Annotated in this window: 22 protein-coding genes; 9 read left to right on the forward strand and 13 right to left on the reverse strand. The window is 63.7% G+C overall.

Going from position 1 to position 26,186, the window contains the following annotated elements; translation table 11 throughout:
* Positions 1-162: 162 nt before the first annotated feature.
* Positions 163-3,048, reverse strand: coding sequence for an HD domain-containing phosphohydrolase (locus tag MUW49_RS11195; protein ID WP_244812792.1), 2,886 nt, complete (start codon positions 3,046-3,048; stop codon positions 163-165).
* Between the two features lie 216 nt (positions 3,049-3,264).
* On the opposite strand from MUW49_RS11195, the gene MUW49_RS11200 reads away from it, so the two are divergent.
* Together MUW49_RS11200 and MUW49_RS11205 are read left to right on the forward strand one after the other, a co-directional pair.
* Positions 3,265-4,254: a luciferase-like monooxygenase gene (locus tag MUW49_RS11200; protein WP_010673203.1), complete on the forward strand. Its 990-nt coding sequence runs from the start codon at positions 3,265-3,267 to the stop codon at positions 4,252-4,254.
* Between the two features lie 184 nt (positions 4,255-4,438).
* Positions 4,439-4,924 (forward strand): 2TM domain-containing protein, encoded by a 486-nt coding sequence (locus MUW49_RS11205; protein WP_041211140.1) that lies wholly within the window; start codon positions 4,439-4,441, stop codon positions 4,922-4,924.
* A 126-nt stretch (positions 4,925-5,050) separates the two neighbouring features.
* Here MUW49_RS11205 and MUW49_RS11210 read toward each other — a convergent pair whose 3' ends face one another.
* The 6 genes from MUW49_RS11210 to lptD are packed head-to-tail and all read right to left on the reverse strand — an operon-like array spanning position 5,051 to position 11,849.
* Positions 5,051-5,872, reverse strand: coding sequence for a symmetrical bis(5'-nucleosyl)-tetraphosphatase (locus tag MUW49_RS11210; RefSeq protein ID WP_113724987.1), 822 nt, complete (start codon positions 5,870-5,872; stop codon positions 5,051-5,053).
* 6 nt (positions 5,873-5,878) lie between these two features.
* Positions 5,879-6,241, reverse strand: a complete 363-nt coding sequence (gene apaG, locus MUW49_RS11215) for a Co2+/Mg2+ efflux protein ApaG (protein WP_010673206.1) — start codon at positions 6,239-6,241, stop codon at positions 5,879-5,881.
* Between the two features lie 4 nt (positions 6,242-6,245).
* On the reverse strand, positions 6,246-7,058 hold the full coding sequence (rsmA, locus tag MUW49_RS11220) for a 16S rRNA (adenine(1518)-N(6)/adenine(1519)-N(6))-dimethyltransferase RsmA (RefSeq protein WP_010673207.1): 813 nt from the start codon (positions 7,056-7,058) through the stop codon (positions 6,246-6,248).
* Positions 7,048-8,043 (reverse strand): 4-hydroxythreonine-4-phosphate dehydrogenase PdxA, encoded by a 996-nt coding sequence (gene pdxA, locus MUW49_RS11225; RefSeq protein WP_081331990.1) that lies wholly within the window; start codon positions 8,041-8,043, stop codon positions 7,048-7,050. The genes rsmA and pdxA overlap by 11 nt, the downstream gene beginning before the upstream one ends.
* A gap of 50 nt (positions 8,044-8,093) precedes the next feature.
* Complete coding sequence (gene surA, locus MUW49_RS11230) at positions 8,094-9,386, reverse strand: peptidylprolyl isomerase SurA (RefSeq protein WP_244812794.1); 1,293 nt, start codon at positions 9,384-9,386, stop codon at positions 8,094-8,096.
* 30 nt (positions 9,387-9,416) lie between these two features.
* Positions 9,417-11,849 (reverse strand): LPS assembly protein LptD, encoded by a 2,433-nt coding sequence (gene lptD, locus MUW49_RS11235; RefSeq protein WP_244812796.1) that lies wholly within the window; start codon positions 11,847-11,849, stop codon positions 9,417-9,419.
* A gap of 174 nt (positions 11,850-12,023) precedes the next feature.
* On the opposite strand from lptD, the gene MUW49_RS11240 reads away from it, so the two are divergent.
* From MUW49_RS11240 to djlA, 3 genes are read left to right on the forward strand one after another with little or no spacing between them, the layout of a single operon-like run.
* Positions 12,024-13,034, forward strand: a complete 1,011-nt coding sequence (locus tag MUW49_RS11240; RefSeq protein WP_119197360.1) for a phosphotransferase — start codon at positions 12,024-12,026, stop codon at positions 13,032-13,034.
* On the forward strand, positions 13,031-13,699 hold the full coding sequence (gene murU / locus MUW49_RS11245) for an N-acetylmuramate alpha-1-phosphate uridylyltransferase MurU (RefSeq protein ID WP_244812798.1): 669 nt from the start codon (positions 13,031-13,033) through the stop codon (positions 13,697-13,699). Before MUW49_RS11240 ends, murU begins: the two co-directional genes overlap by 4 nt.
* A gap of 19 nt (positions 13,700-13,718) precedes the next feature.
* On the forward strand, positions 13,719-14,534 hold the full coding sequence (gene djlA, locus MUW49_RS11250) for a co-chaperone DjlA (protein WP_244812800.1): 816 nt from the start codon (positions 13,719-13,721) through the stop codon (positions 14,532-14,534).
* A gap of 70 nt (positions 14,535-14,604) precedes the next feature.
* Here the strand turns inward: djlA and MUW49_RS11255 are convergent, their stop codons facing one another.
* The 4 genes from MUW49_RS11255 to MUW49_RS11270 all read right to left on the reverse strand — a co-directional run bounded on the left by MUW49_RS11255 (position 14,605) and on the right by MUW49_RS11270 (position 19,472).
* Positions 14,605-15,960 (reverse strand): NCS2 family permease, encoded by a 1,356-nt coding sequence (locus MUW49_RS11255; RefSeq protein WP_244812802.1) that lies wholly within the window; start codon positions 15,958-15,960, stop codon positions 14,605-14,607.
* 254 nt (positions 15,961-16,214) lie between these two features.
* A complete protein-coding gene (locus MUW49_RS11260; RefSeq protein ID WP_201964172.1) occupies positions 16,215-16,544 on the reverse strand; it encodes a hypothetical protein in 330 nt (109 codons plus the stop codon).
* Between the two features lie 138 nt (positions 16,545-16,682).
* Positions 16,683-18,350 (reverse strand): energy-dependent translational throttle protein EttA, encoded by a 1,668-nt coding sequence (ettA, locus tag MUW49_RS11265; protein ID WP_043152583.1) that lies wholly within the window; start codon positions 18,348-18,350, stop codon positions 16,683-16,685.
* Between the two features lie 276 nt (positions 18,351-18,626).
* On the reverse strand, positions 18,627-19,472 hold the full coding sequence (locus MUW49_RS11270) for a lytic transglycosylase domain-containing protein (RefSeq protein WP_042075010.1): 846 nt from the start codon (positions 19,470-19,472) through the stop codon (positions 18,627-18,629).
* Between the two features lie 343 nt (positions 19,473-19,815).
* Here MUW49_RS11270 and MUW49_RS11275 point away from each other — a divergent pair, with 343 nt between their 5' ends.
* From MUW49_RS11275 to MUW49_RS11285, 3 genes are all read left to right on the forward strand, one after another.
* A complete protein-coding gene (locus MUW49_RS11275; protein ID WP_201964171.1) occupies positions 19,816-20,556 on the forward strand; it encodes a glycosyltransferase in 741 nt (246 codons plus the stop codon).
* Positions 20,557-20,644: 88 nt separating this feature from the next.
* Positions 20,645-21,010, forward strand: a complete 366-nt coding sequence (locus tag MUW49_RS11280; protein WP_042075006.1) for a lipid-A-disaccharide synthase N-terminal domain-containing protein — start codon at positions 20,645-20,647, stop codon at positions 21,008-21,010.
* Entirely contained in the window at positions 21,000-22,688 is a 1,689-nt protein-coding gene (locus tag MUW49_RS11285) for a glycosyltransferase family 39 protein (RefSeq protein WP_234917413.1), read from the forward strand. The genes MUW49_RS11280 and MUW49_RS11285 overlap by 11 nt, the downstream gene beginning before the upstream one ends.
* Positions 22,689-22,768: 80 nt before the next feature.
* On the opposite strand, the gene MUW49_RS11290 is transcribed toward MUW49_RS11285, so the two are convergent.
* On the reverse strand, positions 22,769-23,767 hold the full coding sequence (locus MUW49_RS11290) for an NAD-dependent epimerase (protein WP_201964169.1): 999 nt from the start codon (positions 23,765-23,767) through the stop codon (positions 22,769-22,771).
* Positions 23,764-25,113 (reverse strand): UDP-glucose/GDP-mannose dehydrogenase family protein, encoded by a 1,350-nt coding sequence (locus MUW49_RS11295; protein ID WP_244812804.1) that lies wholly within the window; start codon positions 25,111-25,113, stop codon positions 23,764-23,766. Before MUW49_RS11295 ends, MUW49_RS11290 begins: the two co-directional genes overlap by 4 nt.
* Positions 25,114-25,420: 307 nt before the next feature.
* Here MUW49_RS11295 and MUW49_RS11300 point away from each other — a divergent pair, with 307 nt between their 5' ends.
* Positions 25,421-26,029: a YitT family protein gene (locus MUW49_RS11300; protein ID WP_043152597.1), complete on the forward strand. Its 609-nt coding sequence runs from the start codon at positions 25,421-25,423 to the stop codon at positions 26,027-26,029.
* Positions 26,030-26,186: the final 157 nt, after the last annotated feature.

Here is a 26,186-nt window from a genome sequence, read left to right on the forward strand (position 1 = left end):
CCTGGCCAGAAGGAGGCAATATCAATATGATGCACGGCGACAGCAGGGTGATGGTGGTGGTGTGTTTGGAGACAGCCAGTTTACCAGCACCCTGTCTGTCAACTTCCACTTCCCCAAGATCCCGCGAAGAACCTTTTTTTATGGGCGAGTGCTGGCGGAAGGTCAGTGTGATCCTGCCAGCAGGGCCTGGCATTCGACCTCGTCCAACTGCTCGGGGGCGAGGAAGCGTCTGGCGTAGTCCCGCCAGATGCCGCTCTCGATGAAGAGGGCAAACAGGGCCGGGTCTATGTGCTGTTCCTGCACCATCTTCACCATGATGGCCAGGGACTGGGAGACCGTTTTGCCAGACTTGTAGGGGCGATCGCTCGCCGTCAGCGCCTCGAAGATGTCTGCAATGGCCATGATGCGGGCGGGAATGCTCATCTGCCCCCCTTGCAACTGGCGCGGATAGCCCGTGCCGTCCATCCGCTCGTGATGGCCCCCCGCAATCTCCGGCACCTTGCGCAAATGGCGGGGGAAGGGAAGCTTCTCCAGCATGCGTATGGTCTGGATGATGTGATCGTTGATCTTGTAGCGCTCCTCTTCGGTGAGGGTGCCGCGGCCGATGGCGAGGTTGTAGCGCTCCCCCCTATTGTAGAGGTGGGTGGGCACCCGCACCTTGAAGCCCCATGGGTTGTGTCGGGCGAGATTGTCGTGCTCGGGGCGAGGGATGAGATGGACCGCCTTGTCGGCGAGCAGCGACTCTCGGCAGGGGAGGGGAGAGGGGGCCTCCTGGTGGCGCTTGCGCTCCTCCTGACTGATGCCGAGCCGATCGTCCAGAGTGCGCAACCAGGTGCGGCTGGCAATGGTATCCAGCCTGGCGAGCTTCTCCGGCGCCATCCACTCGCCCCCCAGATTGCACTCGGCCACGAAGGCGAACTCCTGATCCAGGGTGTGCCAGAGGGGGGTTACAGCCTCGAGGGCGGCCTGCTGCCCGGATGGGGGGAGCAGGGCGCAGAGTGCCTCGATGTGGGCATCCCGCTTGAGCACCTCGAAGCGGGTGCGGATCTCGTGGATCCTGTCGTAAATGGTCTCGAGTTTGGTCGCCTTGTCCACCACGAACTCCGGGGTGGTGACCTTGCCGCAGTCGTGCAGCCAGCTCGCGATATGGATGGCCTCCCACTCCTCTTCGTTGAGCCGGAAATCGGCAAAGGGCCCCGTCTGCTGTGAGCAGGCTGCCTGGGTCAGCATCCTGGCCAGTTCCGGCACCCGCTGGCAGTGGCCGCCGGTGTAGGGGCTCTTGGCATCGATGGCACCGGCGATGAGCTCGATGAAGGCTTCCAGCAGTTGCTTCTGCTCCTCCAGCAGGCGCTGGTTTTCGATGGCGGAGGAGGAGGTGCCCGCTAGTGCCTCGATGAGGCTGATGCGCGAGGCCAGTTCGCGGGCCGAGCAGTCTGGCAGGATCAGCAGCAGGCAGCCGATCAGCTCCTGACGGTGGTTGTGAAGGGGCTCGACCAGCAGTTGGCAGGCACCGGGGAAGGGGCCCCAGTCGGTGAGGTAGCGGGCCCACTGTGCCTCGTCGAGGGGCAGGCTGAGGCGATCCGTGTGGTAGAGTCCGCCGAGCAGCGCCGCCTGCCACTGTACCTGTTCGCACGCCAGCGGCTGCCCCTGCCAGATGGCATGAACGGCCTGCATCTCGCTCTCCTGGGCCAGGAAGAGGCAGCCGCCCTCGGCCTGGGCTGCCGCCACCGTCTCGTGCAGGATGCGGCTGAGCAACGAATCGAAGCGATGCTCTGCCGCCAGCGCCCGGCCCATGTTCATGAAATTGCCGAGGGTCAGGCGCATGCTGGACATGGCGCGGGCGAGGTCGTCAATTTCGCGGATCGCCGAATCCGGCCCCGGGCTTTCGCCAAAGTCGAAGTGCTGGATCCGCTCAGCCTCCCCGGTCAATACCAGCAAGGGGGCGGCAGTGCGCCGGGCAGCCAGCCAGATGACGGGCAGCAGGAGCAGCAGACCGGCAAGGGCCCAGGCGAGATTGTGCAGCGCATCCTGGCGCGCCGGGGCGGTGAGCACCTCGGTGGGCACCAGGAGGGCGAGATAAAACGGAGACTCTTCCCCGAGGGAGGAGAGGTTGACCAGCCACTCCTGACCCTGAACCGTTGCCAGGGTCAGCTCGGCGGGGTGATGCAGCAGGGCAGGCCGCGCAGCCATCTCCTGTTGCAGCCTGGTGAGAATGGGGTGATTGAGGGCCGACAGCATGGGCAGGCGGCTCAGTTGCTCGAAGCTTGGAAGGCGCTCGGGATCCGTGGCCAGCAGGGTCCCGACCTCGTCAAACAGCACCAGCTGGCTGTGACCGGGCAGGGGCAACTCGCCGATGAGGGAAGAGAGTCCCTCCACGCCCGCATCGAGCCCGATCACCGCCCGGCGATCATCGCTCTCCACTGCCAGTGTCATGCCTGGCTCCCGGGTAGTGAAGAAGAGGTAGGGGTGGGTCACTATGATGCCCGTGCTCCAGCGCGCCTCCTTGTACCAGCCCCGATCTCGCGGATCGAAACGGTAGTCCGGCATGGGGCGCCGCTCCAGCAGCCGCAGCCGCTGGTCGAAATAGAGGAACTCTCCCTGTCCCTGATGCAGGCTCTGGACCAGCAGGCGGCTCTCGGGTGGAGGCGCCTCCAGCGCCCCTCTCGCCCGTTCGGTCAGCTTGCGTACCAGAAAGAAATCGCCGTCCTCGTAACCGGCATAGATGGCGCCGTAACTGGTGCTGTTGGCCAGCACTTCCGCCAGCTGGGGCAGGAAGGCTAGCCGCGTCTCGAGGTCTGTCATGGCGGACAGCTGGCCGCTGCGCAGCAGATTCAGGGACATGCGGGCTGGTCGCTGGTTCAGCTTGATGGCGAGGGCAAGCTGCTCCCGGTATTGCTGGAAGCTCTGACGTTCGTGCTCCAGCCCCTGCTGCATGCCCTGCTGGAACTGCAGCACGATGAGGGCGCCCCCCAGCAAGGAGAAGAGCAGGATGAAAAGGGTGGCAATGTGTACGTAAAAGGGTCTGCGACTGAGACTTGCGTTTGTCATGGACGGATCCTTGTCCCCTGGCGATCGCCGTATTGGTCACCTAACAGTGTGCTTGCTGGATGACAAAAAGCCTAGGACTCGATCTTGCGCTCTTCGGCCCGAAATCAACAGCCGGCCTCCGGGCTGCCCCCTTGCCCTGTGGTGAGATGATTCGTCCAGATATCTCGTGCTACATTGCTCCCCTGATAAACGCCCTGTGAACCAATGGAGTGTCCCATGTCTGTCGTCCCCTATTCCGTGCTGGATCTGGTGCCCGTTCCCGAAGGTGGTCTGCCGGCCGAGTCGTTTCGCCACTCGCTGGATCTGGCTCGCCATGCGGAGCGCTGGGGTTACCATCGCTACTGGCTGGCGGAGCACCACAACATGCCGGGCATTGCCAGCGCCGCCACAGCGGTGCTGATTGGCCACCTGGCCGGGGGCACCACGACGTTGCGGCTCGGGGCTGGCGGCATCATGTTGCCGAACCACTCCCCCCTGGTCATTGCGGAGCAGTTCGGCACGCTGAGTTCCCTCTATCCGGATCGCATCGATCTCGGCCTGGGCCGCGCCCCTGGCAGCGATCAGCGCACCATGCAGGCGCTGCGCCGCCAGCGCAGCGGCGAGGTGGATGATTTCCCGGCGGATGTACGCGAACTGATGAGTTATTTCGGCGACGAGGTCGGTGCCGTGCAGGCGGTGCCGGGTCAGGGACTCCATGTGCCCATCTGGCTGCTGGGATCCAGCCTCTACAGTGCCCAACTGGCAGCGGCCATGGGGTTGCCGTTCGGCTTTGCTTCCCACTTCGCTCCCGCCATGTTGCTGCAGGCGCTGGAGATCTACCGTACCCAATACCGTCCCTCTGCCCGCTGGCCAAAACCCCATGCGGTGGTGTGCGTCAATCTGATCGCCGCCGACACCGACCGTGAGGCCCGCTTCCTGTTCACCACCCTGCAGCAGCAGTTCCTGCGTCTCTACCGGGGGGATGCCGGCAAGCTGCCACTGCCGGTGCAGACGCTGGGGGATGAGTGGTCTCCCCGCGAATTGATGGCGATGGAGCAGACTCTGGCTCGCTCCCTGGTAGGGGAGCCGGATCGGGTACGCCACGGCCTCAAGGCTCTGCTGGCAGAGACCGGAGCGGACGAGCTGATGTTCAACGGCCCCATCGTCGATCATCAGGCGCGCCTGCGCTCCTTCGAGATTGGTGCCGAGCTGATGCAGGGGTTGTAACCCCCCGTGACGTCTGGCCGCCAGCGGCACGCCAAGCCTGGCTGCTCGGGGCGCAAAAGCCACGATTGCGTGGTAGTAAGATTTTGATTTTTAAAGGAAGTCAGGTGAGTGTCGGCCATCTGTCGTGTCGCCTCTCATCCCCTTTCCCTATGCTGGCCCTGTCAATCACCACAAGGAGCGTAAGATGATCGTCAGGAAGTTGAGATTGCAACGGGGATGGTCCCAGGAACAGCTGGCGACCCTCACTGGCCTGAGCGTTCGCACCATTCAGCGAATAGAGCAGGGACAACAACCCGGACTGGAATCCCTCAAGGCCCTGGCCGCCGTCTTCGAGCTCGATGTGACCCAACTGCAGGAGAGCGAGATGAAAGGGAATGAGGGCGAAGATCGGGGACGCGTGCAGGTGGCGCGGGATGAGCGGGAGGCGATGAAGTTCGTGGAGGGGCTCAGGGGCTTCTACGGCCACCTCATGAGCTATGTGCTGGTGATAGGGGGGCTGTTTGTCATCAACTACCTGAGCAACCCGGACTATATCTGGGCCTGGTGGCCCATGCTGGGATGGGGGTTGGGGCTGGCTTCTCACGCCATCAACCTGTTCCAGCCCTTCAAGCTGTTTGGCCCGGAATGGGAGCGGCGCCAGGTCGAGAAACGGCTGGGGCGCAGGCTCTGATCCGCTCATCATGAAAAAACGGGCCCGGCATTGCCGGGCCCGTTCTGTTTTCAGCTCCATTTCGCAGGAGAGGGCATTGCTCTCCTCTCAACGGCGGATCATTCCCTTGTTCCGCAAAGAGCCGCTCTACTTGGCATAGGCCGGGCAGGGGGTGGCGATCAGGGCGTCGTCCTCGTAGCGCCACAGGGTGAGGCTGTTGCCCCAGACGCACCCGGTGTCGAGTCCCTTGATATCGGATTTGCCGGTGTTGCCCATCAGGGCCGCCCAGTGGCCGAAGACCAGGATGGGGTCATCCACATGGTGCTCGCGCTGCTCGAACCAGGGGCGCAGGCCCGGGGGCGATTCGGTGGGGCCCTTCTTGCATTTGAAGTCGAGGCGCCCGTCGAAGTAGCAAAAGCGCATCCGGGTGAAGCTGTTGATGATGTAGCGGTAACGCTCTATGCCCAGCAGGTTGTCGTTCCAGCTGTCGGGCTGATCGCCATACATGTTGTGCAGCAGCCAGCTGTACTGATCCCCGCGCAGCAGGCTCTCCACCTCCCGGGCACAACTGCGGGCGGTGTGGGCGTCCCAGGCGGGGGAGAGGCCCGCATGCACCATCATGATGGGCAGGTCGGGGTGTTCTGCCAGCAGGGGACGGTGACGCAGCCACTCCAGCAGCTCGTCCCGATCCGGCGCCTCCATCAGCGCCTGCAGCTTGTCTTTCTTCTTGAGCGGGGCGACTCCGTGGGCCACCGCCAGCAGGTGCAGGTCGTGGTTGCCGAGCACGGTGACGGCCTGCTGCCCCAGTGATTTGACGAAACGCAGGGTGTTGAGGGAGTCCGGCCCCCGGGCGACGAGATCGCCGCACAGCCAGAGCGTGTCGTTATCGAAGTCGAACTCGGCAAGATCCAGCAGACGGCGCAAATCGTCGTAGCAGCCCTGGATATCACCGACGAAACAGTTCGCCATGAAACCTCAGTTGATTATGTTGGGGACGGCCAGCGTGAAGGGGGCGATGGGGGCTTCGAATTGTTGCCCCGATTCATCCTGCAGGATGTAGCTGCCTTCCATCACGCCAAGCGGTGTGGCGAGGGGAACGCCACTCTGGTAGGAAAAGGTCTCGCCGGGGGCGATCAGGGGTTGTTCACCGACCACGCCGGGACCTTCCACTTCCAGCATCTTGCCATTGGCATCCGTAATGAGCCAGCGTCGATGCAGCAGTTGCACCGTGCCCGGACCCAGGTTCTCAATCTCGATGCGATAGAGAAAATGGTAGGGATCTGCGGTTCCCGCCACATAGCTGGGGTGGGGGCGGACCACTATCCGGGCTTGGGTCATGGGATCAGGCCTGTTGCTGGTCGGCCAGCCAGTTGGCGATCGTGACGAACTGCTCGAGGGAGAGATTCTCCGGGCGCAGGTTGCCATCGATGCCAAGCTCGGTCAGCTGGGCGTCGGTGATGAAGTTGGAGAAGCTGTTGCGAATGGTCTTGCGACGCTGGCCGAAGCCTTCGGTGCAGACCCGGTTCAGGCAACGAATGTCTTTCGCGACGATAGTCGGGTTCTTGTGCGGGATCAGACGCACCACGGCGGAATCCACCTTCGGCGCCGGCTTGAAGGCGCCCGGGCCCACTTCCAGCACCGGCACTACCTGACAGTAGTACTGGGTCATCACGCTCAGACGGCCATAGGCCTTGCTGCCCGGGCCGGCGGCCAGACGCAGCACCACTTCCTTTTGCAGCATGAAGTGCATGTCCTCCACCCGGTCGGCAAATTCGCACAGGTGGAAGATGAGGGGGGTGGAGATGTTGTAGGGCAGGTTGCCGAAGATGCGCAGCGGCCCCTTGCCTTCCCCCATCAGGGTACTGAAGTCAAAGCGCATGGCATCGGCTTCGATGACGGTCAGCTTCTCCTTGAGGGTCGGGTGTTCGCGCAGACGTGCGGCAAGATCCCGGTCCAGCTCGACCACGGTCATCTTGTCCATCTGGGCGGCGACCGGCTCGGTGAGCGCAGCCAGACCCGGGCCGATCTCCACCAGATTCTGACCCGGTTGCGGGTTGATGGCGGCCACTATCTGGTCGATCACATACCGGTCGTGCAAGAAGTTCTGACCGAAACGCTTACGGGCCGTGTGGCCCATGTGCACCTTACTGCTCATATCTTTTTTTCTCTACCATCTGGATGGCGTGGTTGATCGCGGTGGTGAGGCTGCCGGGGTCTGCCAGGTTCTTGCCTGCCAGATCCAGCGCTGTGCCGTGGTCCACCGAGGTACGGATGAAGGGAAGTCCGAGGGTGATGTTGACCGAGTTGCCAAAGCCCTTGTACTTGAGCACGGGCAGCCCCTGATCGTGGTACATGGCGAGTACCGCATCCGCATCCTTGAGGTATTTGTCCTGGAACAGGGTATCGGCTGGCAGCGGGCCGACCAGATCGATCCCTTCCTGGCGCAGGGCGGCCAGGGCGGGTTCGATGACATCGATCTCTTCACGGCCCAGATGACCCCCTTCCCCGGCATGGGGATTGAGGCCGCAGACATAGATCCGGGGGTGTTCGATGCCGAACTTGCGCTTGAGATCCGCATCCAGGATGCGGATCACCTTGCCAAGGCGATCCTCGGTGATGGCCTTGGCAACATAGGCAAGGGGAATATGGGTGGTCGCGAGGGCCACTCTCAGCCCTTCGGTGGCCAGCAGCATCACCACATCGGCGGTGTCGGACTGCTGGGCGAAGAACTCGGTGTGACCGCTGAACGAGACGCCCGCCTGGTTGATGATCCCCTTGTGCACAGGCCCGGTTACCACGGCGGCGAATTCGCCGCTCAGGTTGCCGTCGCAGGCGCGCTGCAAGGTAGCCAGCACATAGGCGCCGTTGCCCTCATCCAGCTTGCCTGGCACCACGGGGGCGCCGAGCGGCACGGGGCAGACGGTCAGAGTCCCCGCCCGCTGCGGACGGGTGGGGGCGCTTTCGTCATAGGGTTCAAGCTCGACGGACAGCCCTAGCAGGGCGGCCCGTTCGCGCAACAGGGCGGGATCGGCGATCACAACCAGCTGATGGGGCCAGGTCCGCTGGGCAATCTGCAGGACCAGATCCGGGCCTATGCCAGCCGGTTCACCCGGGGTGATAGCAAGCCGGTGGCAGCTCAGTTGTGCCTCGGCGTGCCCTGGATGCACCTTGTTCATCTGCTTGTCGCCCATCAATTGGGTTCGATCTGGATGTAGGCTTCGTCGCGCAGTTCATCCAGCCAGGCCTGGGACTCTTCGGTGAAGCGGCGGTTGAAGATGAGCTGGTAGGCGCGCTGCTCCTGGGCCTTGCCGGTGGCATCCTGGCTGCGACGATCCTCGAGCTGCACTATGTGCCAGCCGTGGGTGGTGCGGAAGGGTTCGCTGATCTGGCCGGGCTGCAGGCGATTGACCATGTCGCGGAACTCCGGCACATAGACGTTGGGATCGGACCAGCCCAGTTCGCCGCCCTGCACCGCGGAGCCCGGATCCTCGGAGTACTTCTCCGCCATGCTGGCGAAGCTGGCCTTGCCGCTCTTGATGTCGTGCAGTATGCCGTCCAGGGTGCCCTTGGCCTTCTCCTCACTCAGGATGATGGAGGGCTTGATCAGGATGTGGCGCGCCTTCACCTCGGTCTGCATCACCTGCTGCTGACCCTTGGTGTCGAAGATCTTGACGATGTGCAGACCGGCGCCGGAGCGCAGCGGGCCGACGATGTCGCCCTTCTTGGCGCCCTGTACCGCCTCCGCCATGAGGGTGGGCATCTCCTGCTGGCTCATCCAGCCCCAATCACCCCCTTCCAGGGCCTTGGGACCGTTACTCTCGGCGATGGCCAGCTTGCGGAAGTCCGCCCCCTCTTTCAGAGATGCCAGAATGCGCTCGATCTTGGCTTTGGCAGCGTTGAGCTGCTCGGCATTCGGGTTGTCCGGCAGCGCGACCTGGATATGGCCGATATGATATGACGTCTGTTGCTGGCCCTGTTTGCTCAGGGCCTCGACCACCTGCTTGACCTCCTGATCGGAGATGTTGATGCGACGGCGCACCTGGCTGCGGCGCACCTCGTTCATCAGGATCTCGCGGCGCACCTCTTCCCGGTACTGGGCATAGGTCAGCCCTTCCCGCTCCAGCTGGGCACGCAGCTGCTCCAGAGTCATCTTGTTGTCGGCGGCGATGCTCTGGATAGCCTGCTCCAGCTGGGTGTCACTGATCTTGAGCCCCTGGCGCTCCGCCAGTTGCAGTTGCAGGCTCTCCTGGATCAGGCGATCCAGCGCCTGCTTGCGCAGGGTGACGTCATCGGGCAGGGACTGGCCGCTCTCCTGGGCGGAGGCCTTCACCTTCTGCACCAGGGCCTCCTGCTGACTGGCCAGCACCACGTCCTTGTTGACCACGGCCAGCACCTTGTCCACCAGCTCGGGCGCGGCGAGGGCGCCCTGGCTCATGACACCGAACAGGCCTGCGGTCAGCAGGGAAATCAACGTCTTCTTCATATCCATCTCTCAAGGCGTTTGCCAGACCGGTTACTGGTCTCGCAGGTTAAACGGACGAATGTAAGGCAGTGCTTCGGTGTCCAGGGAAGTGCCCTTGGAGCCGGTACCCACGCTACCCAATCCTTTCATTTCAAATTGAATGCCGAAACTGCGCTCGGCAGTGGATGTATTGTTCACGTTATCTGGCGTGTTGACCCATTCCAGGTTGAAGTTGATGCTCCAGCAGCAGGAGTCGTATTTCAGACCCACCTTGCGGTCCACTTTGACGTTCTGATTGAGCTCCTGATAGTAGCCGCCATAAAGGTGCCAGCGATCGTCCAGCGGGGTGGTCAGCAGCAGGCCGATCTGGTTGAGATCCGTCACCTGCCCCTTGTGGTCGAGGTCGTAGTTGGCATCCCGCACGAAGCGGTGGTTCAACTGGCTGATCAACTTCTCGTGACGGTACTCCAGGGCGCTGTTGGCGGAGCTTATTTGGCGCTGCTCCACATCATATTGCGCCCCGGCATGGGCATACCACTGCTCGTTGATCTTGGCGTCCCCCTCGAACGACAGCGGCGAGCGGGTATTGGTGCTCAGCTCGTCGCTGCTGTAGAGCTTGACCCTGGGGGCCACGAAGTCGAAGGCTTGGGCAACGGCCAGCCGGATTCGTTCATCCCCGGCCGGATCATAGATGCGGGTGGTGACCCCCACTGAGAGCCGGTTGGAGTCGCTGATCCGGTCCAGACCGGCGTAGCGGCGATCGCTGAAGAGGCTGTAGTAGTCCTGGCGCATGGTGGTGGAGTCATAGACACCGATGTTGTCCTGATCCTTGTAGGGCACATAGAGGTACTGGAATTCAGGCTCCAGGGTCTGGTTGGCACCCTCGCCAAACCACTGCTGATCCCGCTCGAAGGTCATGCCGCCCTTGAGACGGAACGAGGGCAGTACCCGGGTGATGGTCCCCTCTTCCAGGGTGACGTCGCCGCCCTCTCTCGGGGTGAAACGATTGGTGAAGGTGCTGCTCATCTGGTCAGGCACCGTCTGATCGTAACGGGTGTACATCAGCTTGTACTGGCTGTCGAGGAAGTAACCGGCTTCGTCCACCAGGGGGATGGTCAGGGTCGGGGCCGTATGGATGCGGGTGCCGGTGTAGGCTTCTCCTTGGTTCTGCTCGACGGCCTGGTCGTTGTTGTAGCCGAAGTTGGTGAGCTCTGTGTTCCAGGCCAGATCGTACCAGTTGCCCTGCTGGTAGTAGTTGTGATCGATGCGCGGCATCAGCTCGTGGGGCTGCTGGGCGCTGGCCAGCAGGATCTGGTAGGTCCGCACCTCGGCGTTGAGGTTCCAGTTCTGCTGGAAGTAGCCGGCTTTCAGGGACTGCTGCAGCTGGTTGTCGACCTGGGTCCCCACCTTGGGGGAGAAGTCGTTGAAGTAGTTGTAATCCTGATCCCGCACCTTGGTGTAGTCCACCGACACCTGCAGGGCGTTGTCCAGGAACCTGGAGGTGTGGCGGGCGTTCAGCAGGTAGCGGTGCCCATCGGACAGGTAGTCGTTGAGGCTGTCCGTCTCGTCGTACTGCTTGTCGTCCGCCAGGTTCTCGAAGTAGAGGCTGCCGGTATGGGCCGGATCCGGCATGTAGCGGAACTCGACCTGTTCCATCAGGCCCCGTCTGTCCATGAAGCGGGAGGTGATGGTGGCATCGTAGTTCGGCGCTATGTTCCAGTAGAACGGCTGGGTGATGTCCATACCGTTCTTGGAGCTTTGGGTATAGCCCGGGTAGAGCAGACCGGTCTTGCGCTCATCCTTGATGGGGAAGTTGATGTAGGGGAAATAGAAGACCGGGTAGTCATAGAGCCAGAGGCTGGCATTCCAGGCTTCCCCGAACACCTCCGACTGGTCGATGTCGATGCTGCCTGCCTTCAGGGTCCAGGCCTCCTGACCCGGCGGGCAGGTGGTGTACTGGGCGCCCTCCAGGGTGATGTTCTGGTTGTTGTTGGTCATGGTCACCTTTTCGGCGAAGCCGCGTACCGGTGAGCCATGAACCTGATACTTGCCCTCCTCCAGTTCGGAGTTCTTGGTGTCCAGGTTGGACTTGAGGGTCTTGTCGCTGGTGACCGTGATCTGGCCGTCGTTGTAATAGATGTTGCCGATGGCGATGACATCCCGGCTCTTCTGGTCCAGCTGGGCATAATCGGAGTCGAATTTGCGCACGCCCTGACGCACCTTGACGTCACCCTCGTAGACGGCGGTCTCGCCCTGCTTGGCTTCCAGGCGATCGGCATCCACCTCGACGGGCAGGGCGTTGGCGTCCTCGTTTGCGCTGGGTTTCTCTATCTTGGGCACATAGTCATAGCAGAGGCTGTCGAGGATCCCGGTGGCGGGTGGCGCATTGAGTGGCGCTGCCTGGGCCATGAGCGGGCTCAGGGCAGGAACAAGGCTGATGGTCAGGGCGATGGGACAGGAGTATCCCAGTGTCCATTTTGTCATGTGAAAGGCTCGCGCAATCCGTAGTAAAAACGGTGGATTCAGGGCATGCATTTTATGTCAGGATCCATCGAGTTGACATTGCATGTCATTGCTTTATGTTAGCCGGCAATGATAAAGCATTATTGCGGCCAGGGCTAACAGCCAAGTGCTGCTTTCCAATTTGGTTCCCGACTCATGCACGATCGCGCTTCCCTGCTTTTGCAATGGGCTCGCCGGATTTCCGGTGACGCCAACCTCTCGTTGACGCTTATTTCCGGTGACGCCAGTTTCCGCCGCTACTTCCGGGGCGGCGGTCTGGTGTGGGTGGATGCTAATCCGAAAACCGAAAAAAATCATGAATTCGTTCGCAATGCGGCCGCCCTGCACGATGCGGGGCTGCTGGCCCCCGAGGTAAAGGGGGTCGACTACGAGCAGGGATTGCTGGCGGTGACGGATCTGGGGGATACCCAGCTTATCGGCTGCCTCAACGAAGAGAGCGTACTGGCCTGGTATGGCAAGGCCATCGCCCTGCTGCCAGGGCTCGGCGCCGTGGCGCTCGAGCTCGAGCCCTTCGATGAGGCCTTCATGGCCCGGGAAAATGCCATCTTCCCCGAGTGGTTGCTGGGACATCACCTGCAACTGGCCCTGAGCGATGAAGAGCAGCAGTTGCTGGCGGAGACCTTCGCCTGCCTCACGGCGAGCAACCTGGCCCAGCCACAAGGAGTGATGCACCGGGACTTCCACAGCCGCAACCTGATGGTGTGCGGCGGGATGAACCCGAAGGAGAGCGACCTCGCCCTTATCGACTTCCAGGACATGGTCATCGGGCCGCTGAGCTATGACCTGGTCTCCCTGCTCAAAGATTGCTACGTGCGCTGGCCGGACGTGGTGATCGAGCAGGGCATGCGACTTGGCTTCGACACCCTGCAAGGGGCCGGCCTGCTCGGCAATCTGGACTATGCCGCGTTTCGTCGCGCAGCCGATCTCACCGGCATGCAGCGTCATCTCAAGGCGGCGGGCATCTTCACCCGCCTCTATCACCGCGATGGCAAGTCCGGCTACCTCAAGGACATTCCCCGTACCCTGGGCTACGTCGTTGATGTCTGTCGCAGCCATGGCGCCGCCTATCCGGTGCTGGCCCGCTTCGGCCAGTGGCTGGAGCAGGTGGTGCTGCCCGGATTGGCGCGCACCGGGGTGACACCATGAAGGCGATGATCCTGGCCGCCGGGCGCGGCGAGCGGATGCGTCCGCTCACCGATCTGCTGCCCAAGCCGCTGCTGGCGGCGGGGGGCAAGCCGCTCATCGTGCACCATATCGAAAAACTCAAGGCAGCCGGCGTGACCACACTTGTCATCAACCACGCCTGGCTCGGACACAAGCTGGTGGCGGCCCTCGGCGATGGCAGTGCGCTCGGGGTATCCATCCACTGGTCGGCCGAAGAGAGCGCGCTCGAGACCGCCGGCGGCATCGTGCAGGCGCTGCCCCTGCTGGGCTGCGAACCCTTTCTGGTGATCAACGGCGATACCTGGCTCGACCTGGATTATCGCGCTCTGGTGAACCAGCCGCTTGGGGACGATCTCGCCCACCTCTGGCTGGTGCCCAACCCTCCCCAGCATCCGCAAGGGGACTTCTCCCTGCAAGCGGGTCGGGTGCTGGACACCCCGGCCCTCACCTTCAGCGGCGTCGGCCTCTATCACCCCGCCGCCTTTGCCGGCTTGCCCTGCGGGGCGCGCAAGCTGGCCCCCCTGCTGCGCGACTGGATGGCGCTGGGACGGGTGGGTGGCAGCCTGCTGGCTGGCGAGTGGCGCGACATCGGCACAGTGGAGCGGCTGCGCGCGCTGGATGAGCAACTGCTTGCCGGCACTCACTAACATCACGAGGTCTTGAACCATGCGTATTTGGGGTAAGGTGCTTGGCACCTTCTTCGGTTTTCTGCTCGGCAACATCTTCGGTGCCCTGCTCGGCCTCTGGATAGGCCACCGTTTCGATCGGGGCATGGGCATGAGTTTCCGCCGCGCCCCCAGCCAGCAGCAACAGGCGGTCTTCTTCCACGCCACCTTCGCCGTCATGGGTCACATCGCCAAGGCGAGCGGCCAGGTCACGGAGCACGAGATCCGGGTCGCCTCCAACCTGATGGACAGGATGCGCCTCTCTGGCGAGCAGCGGGTGCGGGCCCAGGAGTCGTTCCGCCTTGGCAAGGAGAGCGACTTCCCGCTGCGGGACACCCTGGCGGAGTTCCGCCAGGCGAGCCTGGGGCAGCGCGACATCCTGCGCTTCTTCCTCGAGGTGCAGCTGCAGGCCGCCTTTGCCGATGGCAAGGTGGAGGCCAACGAGCGCGCCATCCTGCAGACCATCGCCGACGAGCTGGGCTTCAGCCGCATCGAGCTGGCACGGATCCTGGCGATGGCCGAGGCCCAGATGAACTTCTTCCATCGCCAGCAGCAGGGCGGTGGGCAGGGGCAGCAATACCGGCAGGAGCCCCCTTCCCGGGACCGCCTCAAGGACGCCTACCAGCTGCTGGGGGTGAGCGAGAGCGACAGCGATCAGGAGATCAAGCGCGCCTATCGCAAGGAGATGAGCAAGCACCACCCGGACAAGCTGGCCGCCAAGGGGCTGCCGCCGGAGATGATGGAGATGGCCAAGGAGAAGGCCCAGGAGATCCAGCAGGCTTGGGAGTGGATCCGAGAGGCCCGCGGCATCCGTTGATTCTGCGCCGGCCCCCGGCCATAAAAAAATGCCCGTCGATGACGGGCATTTTTGTCTGCGCGGGTCGGGATCAGTGGCTGTCGACCCAGACGAACTTGAGCACGAACAGCAGGGCGACCACCAGCACGCAGGGGTTGATCTCGCGCCAGCGGCCGGTGCCCGCCTTCATCACGCAGTAGGAGATGAAGCCCACGGCGATCCCCTCGGTGATGGAGAAGCTGAACGGCATCATGACGGCGGTCATGAAGGCCGGCACCGCCTCGGTCAGGTCTTCCCACTTCACCCGGGTCAGCTCGGAGCACATCAGCACGCCCACGTAGATAAGGGCGCCGGCGGCGGCGTAGGCCGGCACCATGGCGGCGACCGGGGAGAAGAAGATGGCCAGCAGGAACAGGATGCCCACCACGATGGCGGTCAGACCGGTGCGACCGCCGACGGCGACGCCTGAGCTGCTCTCGATGTAGGCCGTCACGGACGAGGTGCCCATAAAGGCGCCGCCGACGGAGCTCACGCTGTCCACCACCAGGGCCTGCTTCATGCGCGGGAAGTGGCCCCTGTCATCGGCCAGCTTGGCGCGGTTGGTAACGCCGATCAGGGTGCCGGAAGAGTCGAACAGGTTGACCAGCATAAAGGAGAAGATGATCCCGGCGAGGCTGATGTCCAGCGACCCCATCAGATCCAGCTGGCCGAAGACGGGGGCAATGCTGGGCGGCACCGAGACGAACCCCTTGAAGGTGACATCCCCGAACAGCCAGCCCAGCGCCGTGGTGACCACGATGGCGATCAGCACGGCGGAGTGGACGCCGCGGGCGGAGAAGATGCAGATCAGGAAGAAGCCGAGCAGCCCCAGCAGGCAGGGCAGGGAGGTGAGGTCCCCCACGGTCACCATGGTCGCGGGGCTTGCGACCACGATGCCGGCATTGTGCAGGCCGAGCAGGGCGATCAGCAGGCCGATGCCGGCGGTGATGCCGACCCGCAGGGTGAGCGGTATGTTGGCGATGAGCCAGTAGCGCACCCGCAGCAGGGTGAGGATCAAGAGCCCCAGGGCGCCCCAGAAGATGGTGCCCATGCCGACCTGCCAGGAGTAGCCCATGCCGGCCACCACCACGAAGGCGAAGAAGGCGTTCAGGCCCATGGCGGGTGCCAGGGCGATGGGCAGATTGGCCAGCAGGCCCATCAGGATGCTGCCGATGCCGGCGATGAGGCAGGTGGTGACGAACACGGCCTGGGTGTCCATGCCCGCCGCAGAGAGGATCTGCGGGTTGACGAACACGATATAGACCATGGTCAGGAAGGTGGTGATGCCGGCGATGACCTCGGTGCGGGCAGTGGTGCCGTGGCCTTTCAGGGCAAACAGACGCTCGAGCAATCCTTGCCCGGCAGCCGGGCTGGCGGTCTGCCCGGTAGCGTGATGTGGTTGATTCATGTTGGATTCCAATGGGTGACGTGAAATAGGCAGCAGGGGGCCGCACCCATCCATGCGGGGTGAAGGGCTCTGTCTCTGGCGATGAAGTGACCAGACTCGTCCTGATACCGTGACAGCGCGCACATTTTCACACAGGCGGCGGCGTTTACAAACCCCGGATCTGCGAGGCGGATCAATGAATAGAGCAAAAATTCAAACGTTTGCCCTTGGAGGGGGAAAAACGGGGCTCGATAGAACCTTCTCTGTGGGGGCCATCAACGGCTCTTCAGGTAGCGCTCGATAAGCTGGCTCAGCACGGCATCGCTCTGCTCCAGCAAGGGAGCCAGACTCGCGCCCATGCGCTGCAGCAACAGGCCGGCTTGCGCATCGCTCAACTTGCGCCCCTCGATGAGGAACTCCTGCTCCGGCAACTGCTTGTCGTGGCGGGGGAGCAGCACCCAGCTGATCCGCCCGGGTTCGATGGCGGCAAAGACCCGGCTGGCCGCGGTGCAGAAGGTGTCGATGTGCTGCTTGCCATCCGGACCCAGACAGCCGGGTTCGATCCGGATCTGGATGGTGAGTCTGGTCGTGGTGGGTTGGGTCATGGTTCTATGCTGCCAGGGTAGGGAGGGGAATTGTAAGCCAGGAGGCGATAAAAAGGGGAGCCCGGGCTCCCCTTGTCCGCATATGCAGCTCGCTTGTCGCAATGGACACGGTGCGGCTGGCCGCACCAATCGTCCCCTTTACTTGGCGATGCGCTTGTACTTGGCACGGCGCGGCTGGACGGCCTCGGCGCCATAGGTCTTCTTCTTCCACTCTTCGTATTCGGTGAAGTTGCCCTCGAAGAACTCGATCTTGCCCTCGTCCTGGTAGTCCAGGATGTGGGTGGCGATGCGGTCGAGGAACCAGCGGTCGTGGGAGATGACCATGGCACAGCCGGGGAACTCCAGCAGAGCGTTCTCCAGGGCGCGCAGGGTTTCGATGTCCAGATCGTTGGTCGGTTCGTCCAGCAGCAGCACGTTGCCGCCGGTCTGCAGCAGCTTGGCCAGGTGCAGACGACCACGCTCGCCACCGGAGAGCTCGCCAACCCGCTTCTGCTGGTCGGAACCCTTGAAGTTGAAGCGGCCGATATAGGCACGGCTCGGGAACTCGTAGTTGCCGATGCGCAGGATATCCTGGCCGTCGGCGACTTCCTCGAACACCGTCTTCTTGTCGTTCATCTGGTCGCGGAACTGATCCACCGAGGCCAGCACCACGGTGTCACCCAGGGTGATGGAACCGGAGTCCGGTTGCTCCTGACCCGACATCATGCGGAACAGGGTCGATTTACCGGCACCGTTCGGGCCAATGATGCCGACGATGGCGCCCTTCGGAATGGAGAAGGAGAGATCGTCGATCAGCTGGCGGTCGCCATAGGACTTGCAGAGGTTGGCCACCTCGACCACCTTGTCGCCGAGGCGGGGTCCGGGCGGAATGAACAGCTCGTTGGTCTCGTTGCGCTTCTGGTAGTCGTTGGTGTTGAGCTCCTCGAAGCGAGCCATACGGGCCTTGGACTTGGCCTGACGGCCCTTGGGGTTCTGGCGAACCCACTCCAGCTCCTTCTCGATGGACTTGCGACGGGCGGCTTCGGAACTCGCTTCCTGGGCCAGACGGGCGTCTTTCTGCTCCAGCCAGGAGGAGTAGTTGCCCTCCCAGGGGATGCCTTCGCCGCGGTCCAGCTCCAGGATCCAGCCCGCCACGTTGTCGAGGAAGTAGCGGTCGTGGGTGATGGCCACGACAGTCCCCTCGTAGTCGTGCAGGAAGCGCTCCAGCCAGGCCACGGATTCCGCATCCAGGTGGTTGGTCGGTTCGTCCAGCAGCAGCATGTCCGGCTTTTCCAGCAACAGGCGGCACAGGGCCACGCGGCGGCGCTCACCCCCGGAGAGGTGCTTGATCTGGGCATCCCAGGCCGGCAGGCGCAGGGCGTCGGCCGCGCGCTCCAGCTGGTTTTCCATGTTGTGGCCGCCCTGGGCGGCGATGATGGCCTCCAGCTCGCCCTGCTCGCGGGCCAGCTTGTCGAAGTCGGCGTCCGGATCGGCGTAGGCCGCATAGACCTCGTCGAGGCGCGCCATGGCGCGTTTCACCTCGCCGACCGCCTCTTCGACCGCCTCGCGCACCGTCTGCTCCGGATCCAGCTTGGGCTCCTGGGGCAGGTAGCCGATCTTGATGCCTGGCTGCGGGCGGGCTTCCCCTTCGATCTCGGTGTCGATCCCGGCCATGATGCGCAGCAGGGTGGATTTACCGGCGCCGTTCAGACCCAGCACGCCTATCTTGGCGCCCGGGAAGAAGGAGAGGGAGATGTTCTTGAGAATATGACGCTTGGGCGGCACTACCTTGCCGACCCTGTTCATGGTGTAAATAAATTGAGCCATTGGCTAATTCTCTTCCTTTTCAGCAGTTTAATGTCGTGACATTAACAGACTGATGTCGTGGTGGGGCCGGGTCGACGGGCCGTCAACCCGGTTCCAAAAAACCCGTCGATTGTAAACCAATGGGGAGGGGGCGGCAAAGCCGGGGAGCGGGGAGCCAGGGGGCTGGCGAGCGGCCGAGAGGCGGCAGCGGACAGGAGCGTGCCGGGCCCTGTCTTAAGATTTCCTTAAGCCTGGCCCGATAGGATTCGTGCGGATGAGATGGCCGGTGGGTGGTGCTCAGCGTGGCAGCCGGCGCTCCTTGGCCGGATCCTGCCCCGAGTAGTAGAGCACCCGCTGCACGTACTCCTGGGTCTCCCGATAGGGGGGCACGCCGCCGTGGCGCAGGACGGCCTGCTCCCCGGCGTTGTAGGCGGCGCTGATCCTGACCCAGTCCGGGCCAAACTGCTTCTCCAGCCACTTCAGGTAGATCATGGCGCCACGAATGTTCTGCCGGGCGTCGAACGGCCGGGTCACGCCGAAACGGGCCTGGGTTTCGGGGATGAGCTGCATGACCCCCTGCGCCTGCTTGGGGGAGACGGCGGCACTGTTCAGATTGGACTCGGCGATGGCGATGGCCAGCGCCAGCTGGGGGTTGACTCTGTGGCGCTTGGCCGCCTGGCGGATCATGCTGGCCAGCTGCTGCTTGCTCGTGGATTGGCGGGCCAGGTAGCTGTCCTGATCGAAGGGGGTGCTGGGCCGCACCCAGGGCGCGCCGCCTCCGCTGCCACCGACGCCACAGGTGCCGAGGGGGGCGTTGCCGACCCGCTCGTTGTAGTAGCGGGCGGCCTGTTGATTGCCGAGGCGCATGGCCATGGCCAGGTAGGCGTTCGCGTGGCGGGCGTTGCGTATCCCCTGGGGGCCGCGAGCCAGCAGGCGACCGATGCGGTAGTAGGCTTCCGGGTTGCCCAGGCTGGCGGCGGTGCAGTAGTGGGCGATGGCCTGCCTCGGGTTGCCGCGCTCCATGGCGGCGCCCTGGCGCAGGGCGCTCATCGCCTTGGGGGCCTGGCGAAATGCATCGGCATGGGCCGATGCCGTGGTCAACAGCAGGAGCAGCCCCCAGCCCCAGGCGCAGAGTCTCTGCATGATGGTTACCTCGTTGGCTTGTCCGGAAGATATAGGTTCTCCACGGGGTGGCTGCCAGCCAGACGATGGAACATGTGGTTATGTGTCAGATCATCAGAGACGAAAACGGTATGGAACTTTTAGGCGGGAGAAGATTCTGCTGGTGGTGACGACCTGAGGTGCGGGCAGGGCCGCGCTGTTGTGCTGCCCCTCTTAGTTGATGCGATTGTTAGTTGTCGGGTGATAGACGGCGATCATCATGATGTAATACCTTGTATTTGTGCGGGTTCTGGCGCTCAGTCCACCTTCTTCATGATGTGCGCAACAGGATCCCTTGGATTATTTTCTTTGTCGGGAAGCTCATATGGGTGATTCAGTCGATGTGTCAGTCGTAGTACCAGCCAAGGATGAACGGGACAATCTGGCTCCCCTCATCAGTGAAATAGACGCCGCTCTGGGGGGCGGATACGAGTACGAATTGATCTACGTGGATGATGGCAGCGAGGATGACAGTTATGCCCTGCTGTGCGAGCTGAAGTCCCGCTTCACCAGGCTGCGGGTGGTGCGCCACGCCAGGGCCGTCGGCCAGAGCATGGCGGTGCTGAGCGGGGTGCGCCAGGGGCGCGGCGACTGGCTGGTGGTGCTGGACGGCGACGGCCAGAACGATCCGGCGGACATTCCCGCCATGCTGGAGGAGGCCAAGCGCCGTTTCGCGGCGGACAGGAATCAGGTCGGGCTCATCGGCCACCGTGTCACTCGCCGGGATGACTGGGTGAAGCGTCTCTCGTCCAGGCTGGCGAACGGTTTTCGCGATCTGCTGCTGCGGGACGGCATCCCGGATACCGGCTGCGGCCTCAAGGTGGTGCGCCGCGACTGGTATCTGCGCCTGCCCGGCTTCAACCACATGCACCGCTACATCCCGGCCCTGATCCAGGCCCAGGGGGGCCGCATGTCCCCCTGGCCGGTCAACCACAGGCCGCGGCAGGCGGGCGTTTCCAAGTACGGCGTCTGGAACCGGCTCTGGGTCGGGCTGGTGGACGTGGTCGGCGTCTGGTGGTTGCAGCGTCGCTCCAAGGTGGTCGAGATCCGGGAGATGCTGGAGTGATGGACACCCTGCTTTCGTTGTCATCGGTCTGGCCGGACCGGGATGAGGTCGCCCCCCATGTCGGCTGGTTGAACCGGGGAGGGCGGCGATGATCGATGCCCTGCTTTCCATGGAGCTGACCTGGTTTGACTGGACGGGTCTGCATGTCACCGGCTGGAAGCTCATCGGCTACACGGGGGCGCTCATGTTCGGCGGGCGCTGGCTGGTGCAGTTCCTGGCCTCGAAGCGGGCCGGCCGGCCCGTCATTCCCCGCCTGTTCTGGTACATGAGCGTGCTCGGCAGCCTGATGACGCTCAGCTACTTCATCTTCTCCCCCAAGCAGGACTCCGTCGGCGTGCTGCAGAACCTCTTCCCCACCTTTACCGCCCTCTACAGCCTCTATCTGGACATCCAGCACAGAGGGTGGAAGCGGGACAAGGTCGTCGACGACTATGAGGTTCGTCATGGTAAATGATCGTTATCTGCTCAGGCAGGAATCGCTAGGCTGGCTGCTGCTGATCGCCCTGGTGGTGCTGGGGGCGGGCCTCGGCCTGCGGGATCCCTGGCCCGCCGACGAGCCGCGCTTCGCCCTGATCGCCAAGGAGATGGTGGAGAGCGGCCAGTGGCTCTTCCCCATGCGCGGCGGCGAGATCTACCCGGACAAGCCCCCCCTGTTTATGTGGGGGATAGCGATAGGGTATCTGCTGACCGGTTCCATCAAGGTGGCCTTCCTGCTGCCCTCCCTGCTGGCGGGCCTGCTGACCATCGCGCTGGTGTGGGATCTGGGGCGCCGGCTGTGGAGCGCACAGGTCGGCTTCATGGCCGGTCTGCTGCTGCTCTTTACTGTCCAGTTCACCCTGCAGGCCAAGACGGCGCAGATCGATGCGCTGGTCACCTTCTTCATCACTTTGGGGGTCTATGGCTTCGTCCGCTTCCTGCTCTGTGGTGGCGGTTGGCGTTGGTACTGGCTCGGCTGGTTCGCCGCCGGGCTCGGCATCATCACCAAGGGGGTGGGGCTGCTGGCCCTGCTGATCCTGATCCCGGCCGTCTGGACCCACAGGGAGAAGATCCGCACCGCCACCAGGGGCGATTGGCTCAAGGGGCTGGCGGGGCCGCTCTTTATGGTGCTGGCCATCGCTCTCTGGCTGGTGCCCATGTTGCTCGCCGTGGCCCAGAGCGGGGATCCCGTGCTGCAGGCCTACCGGGACAACATACTGCTGCGCCAGACGGTGACCCGCTATGCCAACGCCTGGCACCACGTCAAACCCTTCTGGTACTACCTCACCTCGGTGATCCCGCCATTCTGGCTGCCGCTCTCCCTGCTGCTGCCCTGGCTGGTGGTGGCCTGGCGCAAGGCCATCCAGGGGCAGGACAGGCGCATCATATTGCTGCTCGGTTACCTGGTGCTGGTGATCCTCTTCTTCTCGGCCTCGCCGGGCAAGCGCGGCGTCTATGTCACGCCGGGTACGCCGGCGCTGGCCCTGCTGACGGCTCCCTTCGTCGCCGATCTGCTGGCGCGGGTCTGGCCCGCTCGCCTGCTGGGGGGGCTTGGCTGGCTGCTGGGGATCATCTGTGTGGGCGGGGCGGGGGCGCTGGCCTTCAGCGCCAGGCTGGCGAGCAGACTGGGGGATCTGGGCCCGGCCCCCTGGCTGCCCCTGCTGGCGATGGGAGGGGCGCTGCTGCTGGTCAATGCGCTGCTGCGCCGGGCGCCGCTCAGTGCCCTCCTCTGTTCGCTGGCGGTGGGGTGGCTCATCTACTCCAGCTGGATCTGCGTGAGGCTCAACGACATGCGCACCCCGGAGGGGGTGATGGCGCTGGCGGCGGAGCGGGTGCCTGCGGGGAACGAGCTGCTACTGGCCGGCTTCAAGGAGCAGCACCTGCTGTTCAGCCAACGGCCCCTGCGGCATTACCCTTATCTGATGGGGGATGGGGAGCAGGCGCGCGAGGCGGCGGCCTGGATTGCGGCCGCTCCCGGTCGCTGGGTGCTGGGCGCCGCCGATCTGATGGCGGTCTGCTTCGACGCAGATCGCATGGAGAACCTCGGCAACCGCCACCGCACCGACTGGCTGCTGGCCGGGCCTGAGGCCCTCAAGCCGGCCTGTCGCGGTCTCAGCCCACAGATAGCGCCCTACAGCTATACCCCCGGGCCCTGAGCCCGGACAGCAGACGGATAAGCCGGATAAACAGAGGGGCTGCCATTGGCAGCCCCTTTCTATTGGATGATCCTGTGCGGTCAGATCCTGTAGTACTCCCTGTACCACTTCACAAAGCTCTCGACCCCTTCGGTCAACCCTACCTTGGGGCGATAGCCGGTCGCCTCGAACAGCGCCTCTGTGTCGGCCCAGGTGGCGAGCACGTCGCCGGGCTGCATGGGCAGCATGTTGCGGATGGCCCGTTTGCCGAGCGCCGTCTCTATGGCCTCCACGAAGTCCAGCAGCCGCACCGGGCTGCCGTTGCCGATGTTGAAGAGGCGATAGGGGGCCGGGCTGGCATCCGTCTGCCCCTGCCAGTTGGCATCGCCGACCGGTGGCCTGTCCGCGACCCGCACTATCCCCTCCACGATGTCGTCCACATGGGTGAAATCCCGGCTGAGCTGGCCCTGGTTGTAGATGTCGATGGGCTCGCCCTTGAGGATGGCGCGCACGAACTTGAACAGCGCCATGTCGGGGCGACCCCAGGGACCGTAGACGGTGAAGAAGCGCAGGCCCGTGGTGGGCAGACCGTAGAGGTGGGAGTAGGAGTGGGCCATCAGCTCCCCCGCCTTCTTGCTCGCCGCGTAGAGAGAGACAGGGTGATCCACTCCGTCCGAGGTCTTGAACGGCATCTGCTCGTTGAGGCCATAGACCGAGCTGGACGAGGCGTAGACCAGGTGCTGTACCCCGTGATGGCGGCACCCCTCCAGCACGGTCAGGGTGCCGGTGAGGTTGCTGTCGGCGTAGGCAAAGGGGTTGTCCAGGGAGTAGCGGACCCCGGCCTGGGCGCCGAGGTGGATCACCCGCTCGAATTGCTCCCGGGCGAACAGCTCGGCCATGGCGGTGCGATCGGCGAGATCGAGGCGCTCGAAGCGAAAACCGGGCAGGGGGCCGAGCCGCGCGAGGCGCGCCTCCTTCAGGCTCACCTCGTAGTAGTCGTTGAGGTTGTCGATGCCGACCACCTCGTGGCCCTCGGCGCACAGCCGTCCAGCCAGGTGAAAGCCGATGAAACCGGCGGCGCCGGTGACGAGGTACTTCATCGCTCCTCCTGATGAGCCAGGCTGTCGCCACGGCCGATGGCATAGTAGGTGAAACCGCGCTGGCGCAGACGGGCCGGGTCATAGAGGTTGCGGCCGTCGAAGATGATGGCCTGCTTCAGGGTCTGGCGAAGCAGGTCGAAATCCGGTGCGCGGAACTGTTGCCACTCGGTGCAGACGAGCAGGGCGTCGGCCCCCTGGAGGGCGGTTTCCTGGGTGTCGCACAGGGTCAAGTCCGCCCGCTGGCCATAGAGGCGGGTGGCCTCGGTCATGGCCTCGGGGTCGAACGCCTGCACCTTGCCTCCTGCCGCCCAGATCGCCTCCATCAGCACCCTGCTCGGGGCTTCGCGCATGTCGTCTGTGTTGGGCTTGAAGGCGAGCCCCCAGAGCGCGAAAGTGCGGCCGCTCAAGTCGGCACCGAAGTGCTGGTGCAGCCGCTCGGCGAGCCTGTGTTTCTGCCTGTCGTTGACCTGCTCCACCGAGCGCAGCAGCGGCGCCTCGCAGCCCGCCTCCTTGGCGGTGTGGATCAGCGCCTTCACGTCCTTCGGGAAGCAGGATCCGCCGTAGCCGCAGCCCGGATAGATGAAGTGGTAGCCGATGCGCGGATCGGCGCCTATGCCCTTGCGCACCGCCTCGATATCGGCGCCCAGGGCTTCGGCCAGGGTGGCCATCTCGTTCATGAAGGAGATCTTGGTGGCCAGCATGGCGTTGGCGGCGTACTTGGTCAGCTCGGCGCTGCGCTCATCCATCTGGATGATGCGATCATGCTGGCGGTTGAAGGGGGCATAGAGCTCCTCCAGCAAGGCGAAGGCATGGGACGAGCCGGTGCCGATGATGATGCGATCCGGTCGCAGACAGTCACTGACGGCGGCCCCCTCCTTGAGAAACTCGGGGTTGGAGACCACCTCGAGCGGCAGCGAGACGCCGCGCTCGTGCAGGATGGTCTCGATGTGCCGACGCACCCTGGTCGCGGTGCCGACCGGTACCGTGCTCTTGTTGACCACCACCTTGCCCGTTTCCATCAGGCGGCCTATGGTGCCCGCCACCGCCAGCACGTGCTGCAGATCGGCTGAGCCGTCCTCATCCGGCGGGGTGCCGACCGCGATGAAGATAAGCTCGGCGAAGCCCACCCCCTCGGCCACGTCCGTGGTGAAGTGCAGGCGACCGGCCTGGTGGTTGGCCTGCACCATGGGGGCCAGGCCGGGTTCGAAGATGGGGATGATGCCTTCTTTCAGCCGGCCGACCTTGGCGGCATCCACATCCACACAGATCACCTTGTGACCCATCTCCGCCAGCACGGCGGCCTGGACCAGACCCACATAACCTATTCCGAATACGGCGACTCTCATCTGCGGCGACTCCTTGGGGGCAGAGATTTGCGAGGCCCCATTCTAGAACGATTCATTGTCGGTAACAGCGGGATCCGTCCGGTTTTTCAGCCTGGGGCCAGGGTGGCGCGGGGGAGAGTGGCTGATCTTGGTGCAGGGGTTGTAACGCAGGGCTGACGAGCACCATTTTGGTGCGTACTGCCACCGTCTTGTGATCCGGCTCACTGAAATCGGACACTGTGGTCATAAACGAAGTCCCGATACACGGGGCTCGCCACCGCCAGTGCTGGCGGCAGACACTCTTTTCACTTCGCATGGACACCCGGTTATGGACAACACCCCCCGCTCTGCACACCCGCTCTATGAGGATGTGCTCGCCCTGCTGACCGCGGCAGGCTTCGTCTCCCTCGGCATCTTCCTGTTCCATCAGGTCGGCCTGCTCACCGGCGGCACCGCCGGGCTGGCGCTGCTGCTGCAGCAGGTGACCGGCATCAGCTTCGGCCTGCTGTTCTTCGCCATGAACCTGCCTTTCTATGCCCTGGCCTGGCTCAGAATGGGGCCGCGCTTCACCCTCAATACCTTTGCCGCCGTGGCCACCGTCTCCTTCATGACGGATCACCTCAACGCCGTGCTGCAAATCGGCAAGATCGAACCCGTCTATGCGGCGCTGATCGGCGGCACCCTGATCGGCATGGGACTGCTCATCATGTTCCGCCACAAGGCGAGCCTGGGTGGCTTCAATATCCTGGCGCTCTTCATCCAGGACAGGTTCGGCATCCGGGCAGGCAAGCTGCAGATGGGACTGGATTGCGCCATCGTCGTCGCCTCCTTCTTCGTGGTCTCTCCCTGGCTGCTGGTACTCTCCGTGGTGGCCGCCATCATCTGTAACCTGGTGTTGACACTCAATCACAAGCCGGGCCGCTACCAGATCGCCTGACCAATCCCGCAGACAAAAACAAACAGAGCGCCCGAGGGCGCTCTGTTTGTTTCTGAATCTCACCAATATGCCGGCCAATCACACCACCATGGGTTGTCCCGTCTCGGGGTGGTGGATGGCTGGTACGGGATGGTCGTGGACTGAGAGGGCGATGCGC

Origin of the sequence: Aeromonas sp. LsrichE-8G, assembly GCF_022869435.1 — a bacterium.
GTDB classification, from domain to species: domain Bacteria; phylum Pseudomonadota; class Gammaproteobacteria; order Enterobacterales; family Aeromonadaceae; genus Aeromonas; species Aeromonas caviae.

Coding starts and splice junctions, on each gene's coding strand:
- ettA (WP_043152583.1), bottom strand. CDS start 18,350: ATGGCTCAATTTATTTACACCATGAACAGGGTCGGCAAGGTAGTGCCG.
- MUW49_RS11275 (WP_201964171.1), top strand. CDS start 19,816: ATGGGTGATTCAGTCGATGTGTCAGTCGTAGTACCAGCCAAGGATGAA.
- MUW49_RS11280 (WP_042075006.1), top strand. CDS start 20,645: ATGATCGATGCCCTGCTTTCCATGGAGCTGACCTGGTTTGACTGGACG.
- MUW49_RS11205 (WP_041211140.1), top strand. CDS start 4,439: ATGATCGTCAGGAAGTTGAGATTGCAACGGGGATGGTCCCAGGAACAG.
- murU (WP_244812798.1), top strand. CDS start 13,031: ATGAAGGCGATGATCCTGGCCGCCGGGCGCGGCGAGCGGATGCGTCCG.
- MUW49_RS11295 (WP_244812804.1), bottom strand. CDS start 25,113: ATGAGAGTCGCCGTATTCGGAATAGGTTATGTGGGTCTGGTCCAGGCC.
- MUW49_RS11200 (WP_010673203.1), top strand. CDS start 3,265: ATGTCTGTCGTCCCCTATTCCGTGCTGGATCTGGTGCCCGTTCCCGAA.
- MUW49_RS11260 (WP_201964172.1), bottom strand. CDS start 16,544: ATGACCCAACCCACCACGACCAGACTCACCATCCAGATCCGGATCGAA.
- rsmA (WP_010673207.1), bottom strand. CDS start 7,058: ATGAGCAGTAAGGTGCACATGGGCCACACGGCCCGTAAGCGTTTCGGT.
- MUW49_RS11240 (WP_119197360.1), top strand. CDS start 12,024: ATGCACGATCGCGCTTCCCTGCTTTTGCAATGGGCTCGCCGGATTTCC.
- MUW49_RS11210 (WP_113724987.1), bottom strand. CDS start 5,872: ATGGCGAACTGTTTCGTCGGTGATATCCAGGGCTGCTACGACGATTTG.
- MUW49_RS11270 (WP_042075010.1), bottom strand. CDS start 19,472: ATGCAGAGACTCTGCGCCTGGGGCTGGGGGCTGCTCCTGCTGTTGACC.
- djlA (WP_244812800.1), top strand. CDS start 13,719: ATGCGTATTTGGGGTAAGGTGCTTGGCACCTTCTTCGGTTTTCTGCTC.
- MUW49_RS11195 (WP_244812792.1), bottom strand. CDS start 3,048: ATGACAAACGCAAGTCTCAGTCGCAGACCCTTTTACGTACACATTGCC.
- MUW49_RS11285 (WP_234917413.1), top strand. CDS start 21,000: ATGGTAAATGATCGTTATCTGCTCAGGCAGGAATCGCTAGGCTGGCTG.
- surA (WP_244812794.1), bottom strand. CDS start 9,386: ATGAAGAAGACGTTGATTTCCCTGCTGACCGCAGGCCTGTTCGGTGTC.
- apaG (WP_010673206.1), bottom strand. CDS start 6,241: ATGACCCAAGCCCGGATAGTGGTCCGCCCCCACCCCAGCTATGTGGCG.
- MUW49_RS11255 (WP_244812802.1), bottom strand. CDS start 15,960: ATGAATCAACCACATCACGCTACCGGGCAGACCGCCAGCCCGGCTGCC.
- lptD (WP_244812796.1), bottom strand. CDS start 11,849: ATGACAAAATGGACACTGGGATACTCCTGTCCCATCGCCCTGACCATC.
- MUW49_RS11300 (WP_043152597.1), top strand. CDS start 25,421: ATGGACAACACCCCCCGCTCTGCACACCCGCTCTATGAGGATGTGCTC.
- MUW49_RS11290 (WP_201964169.1), bottom strand. CDS start 23,767: ATGAAGTACCTCGTCACCGGCGCCGCCGGTTTCATCGGCTTTCACCTG.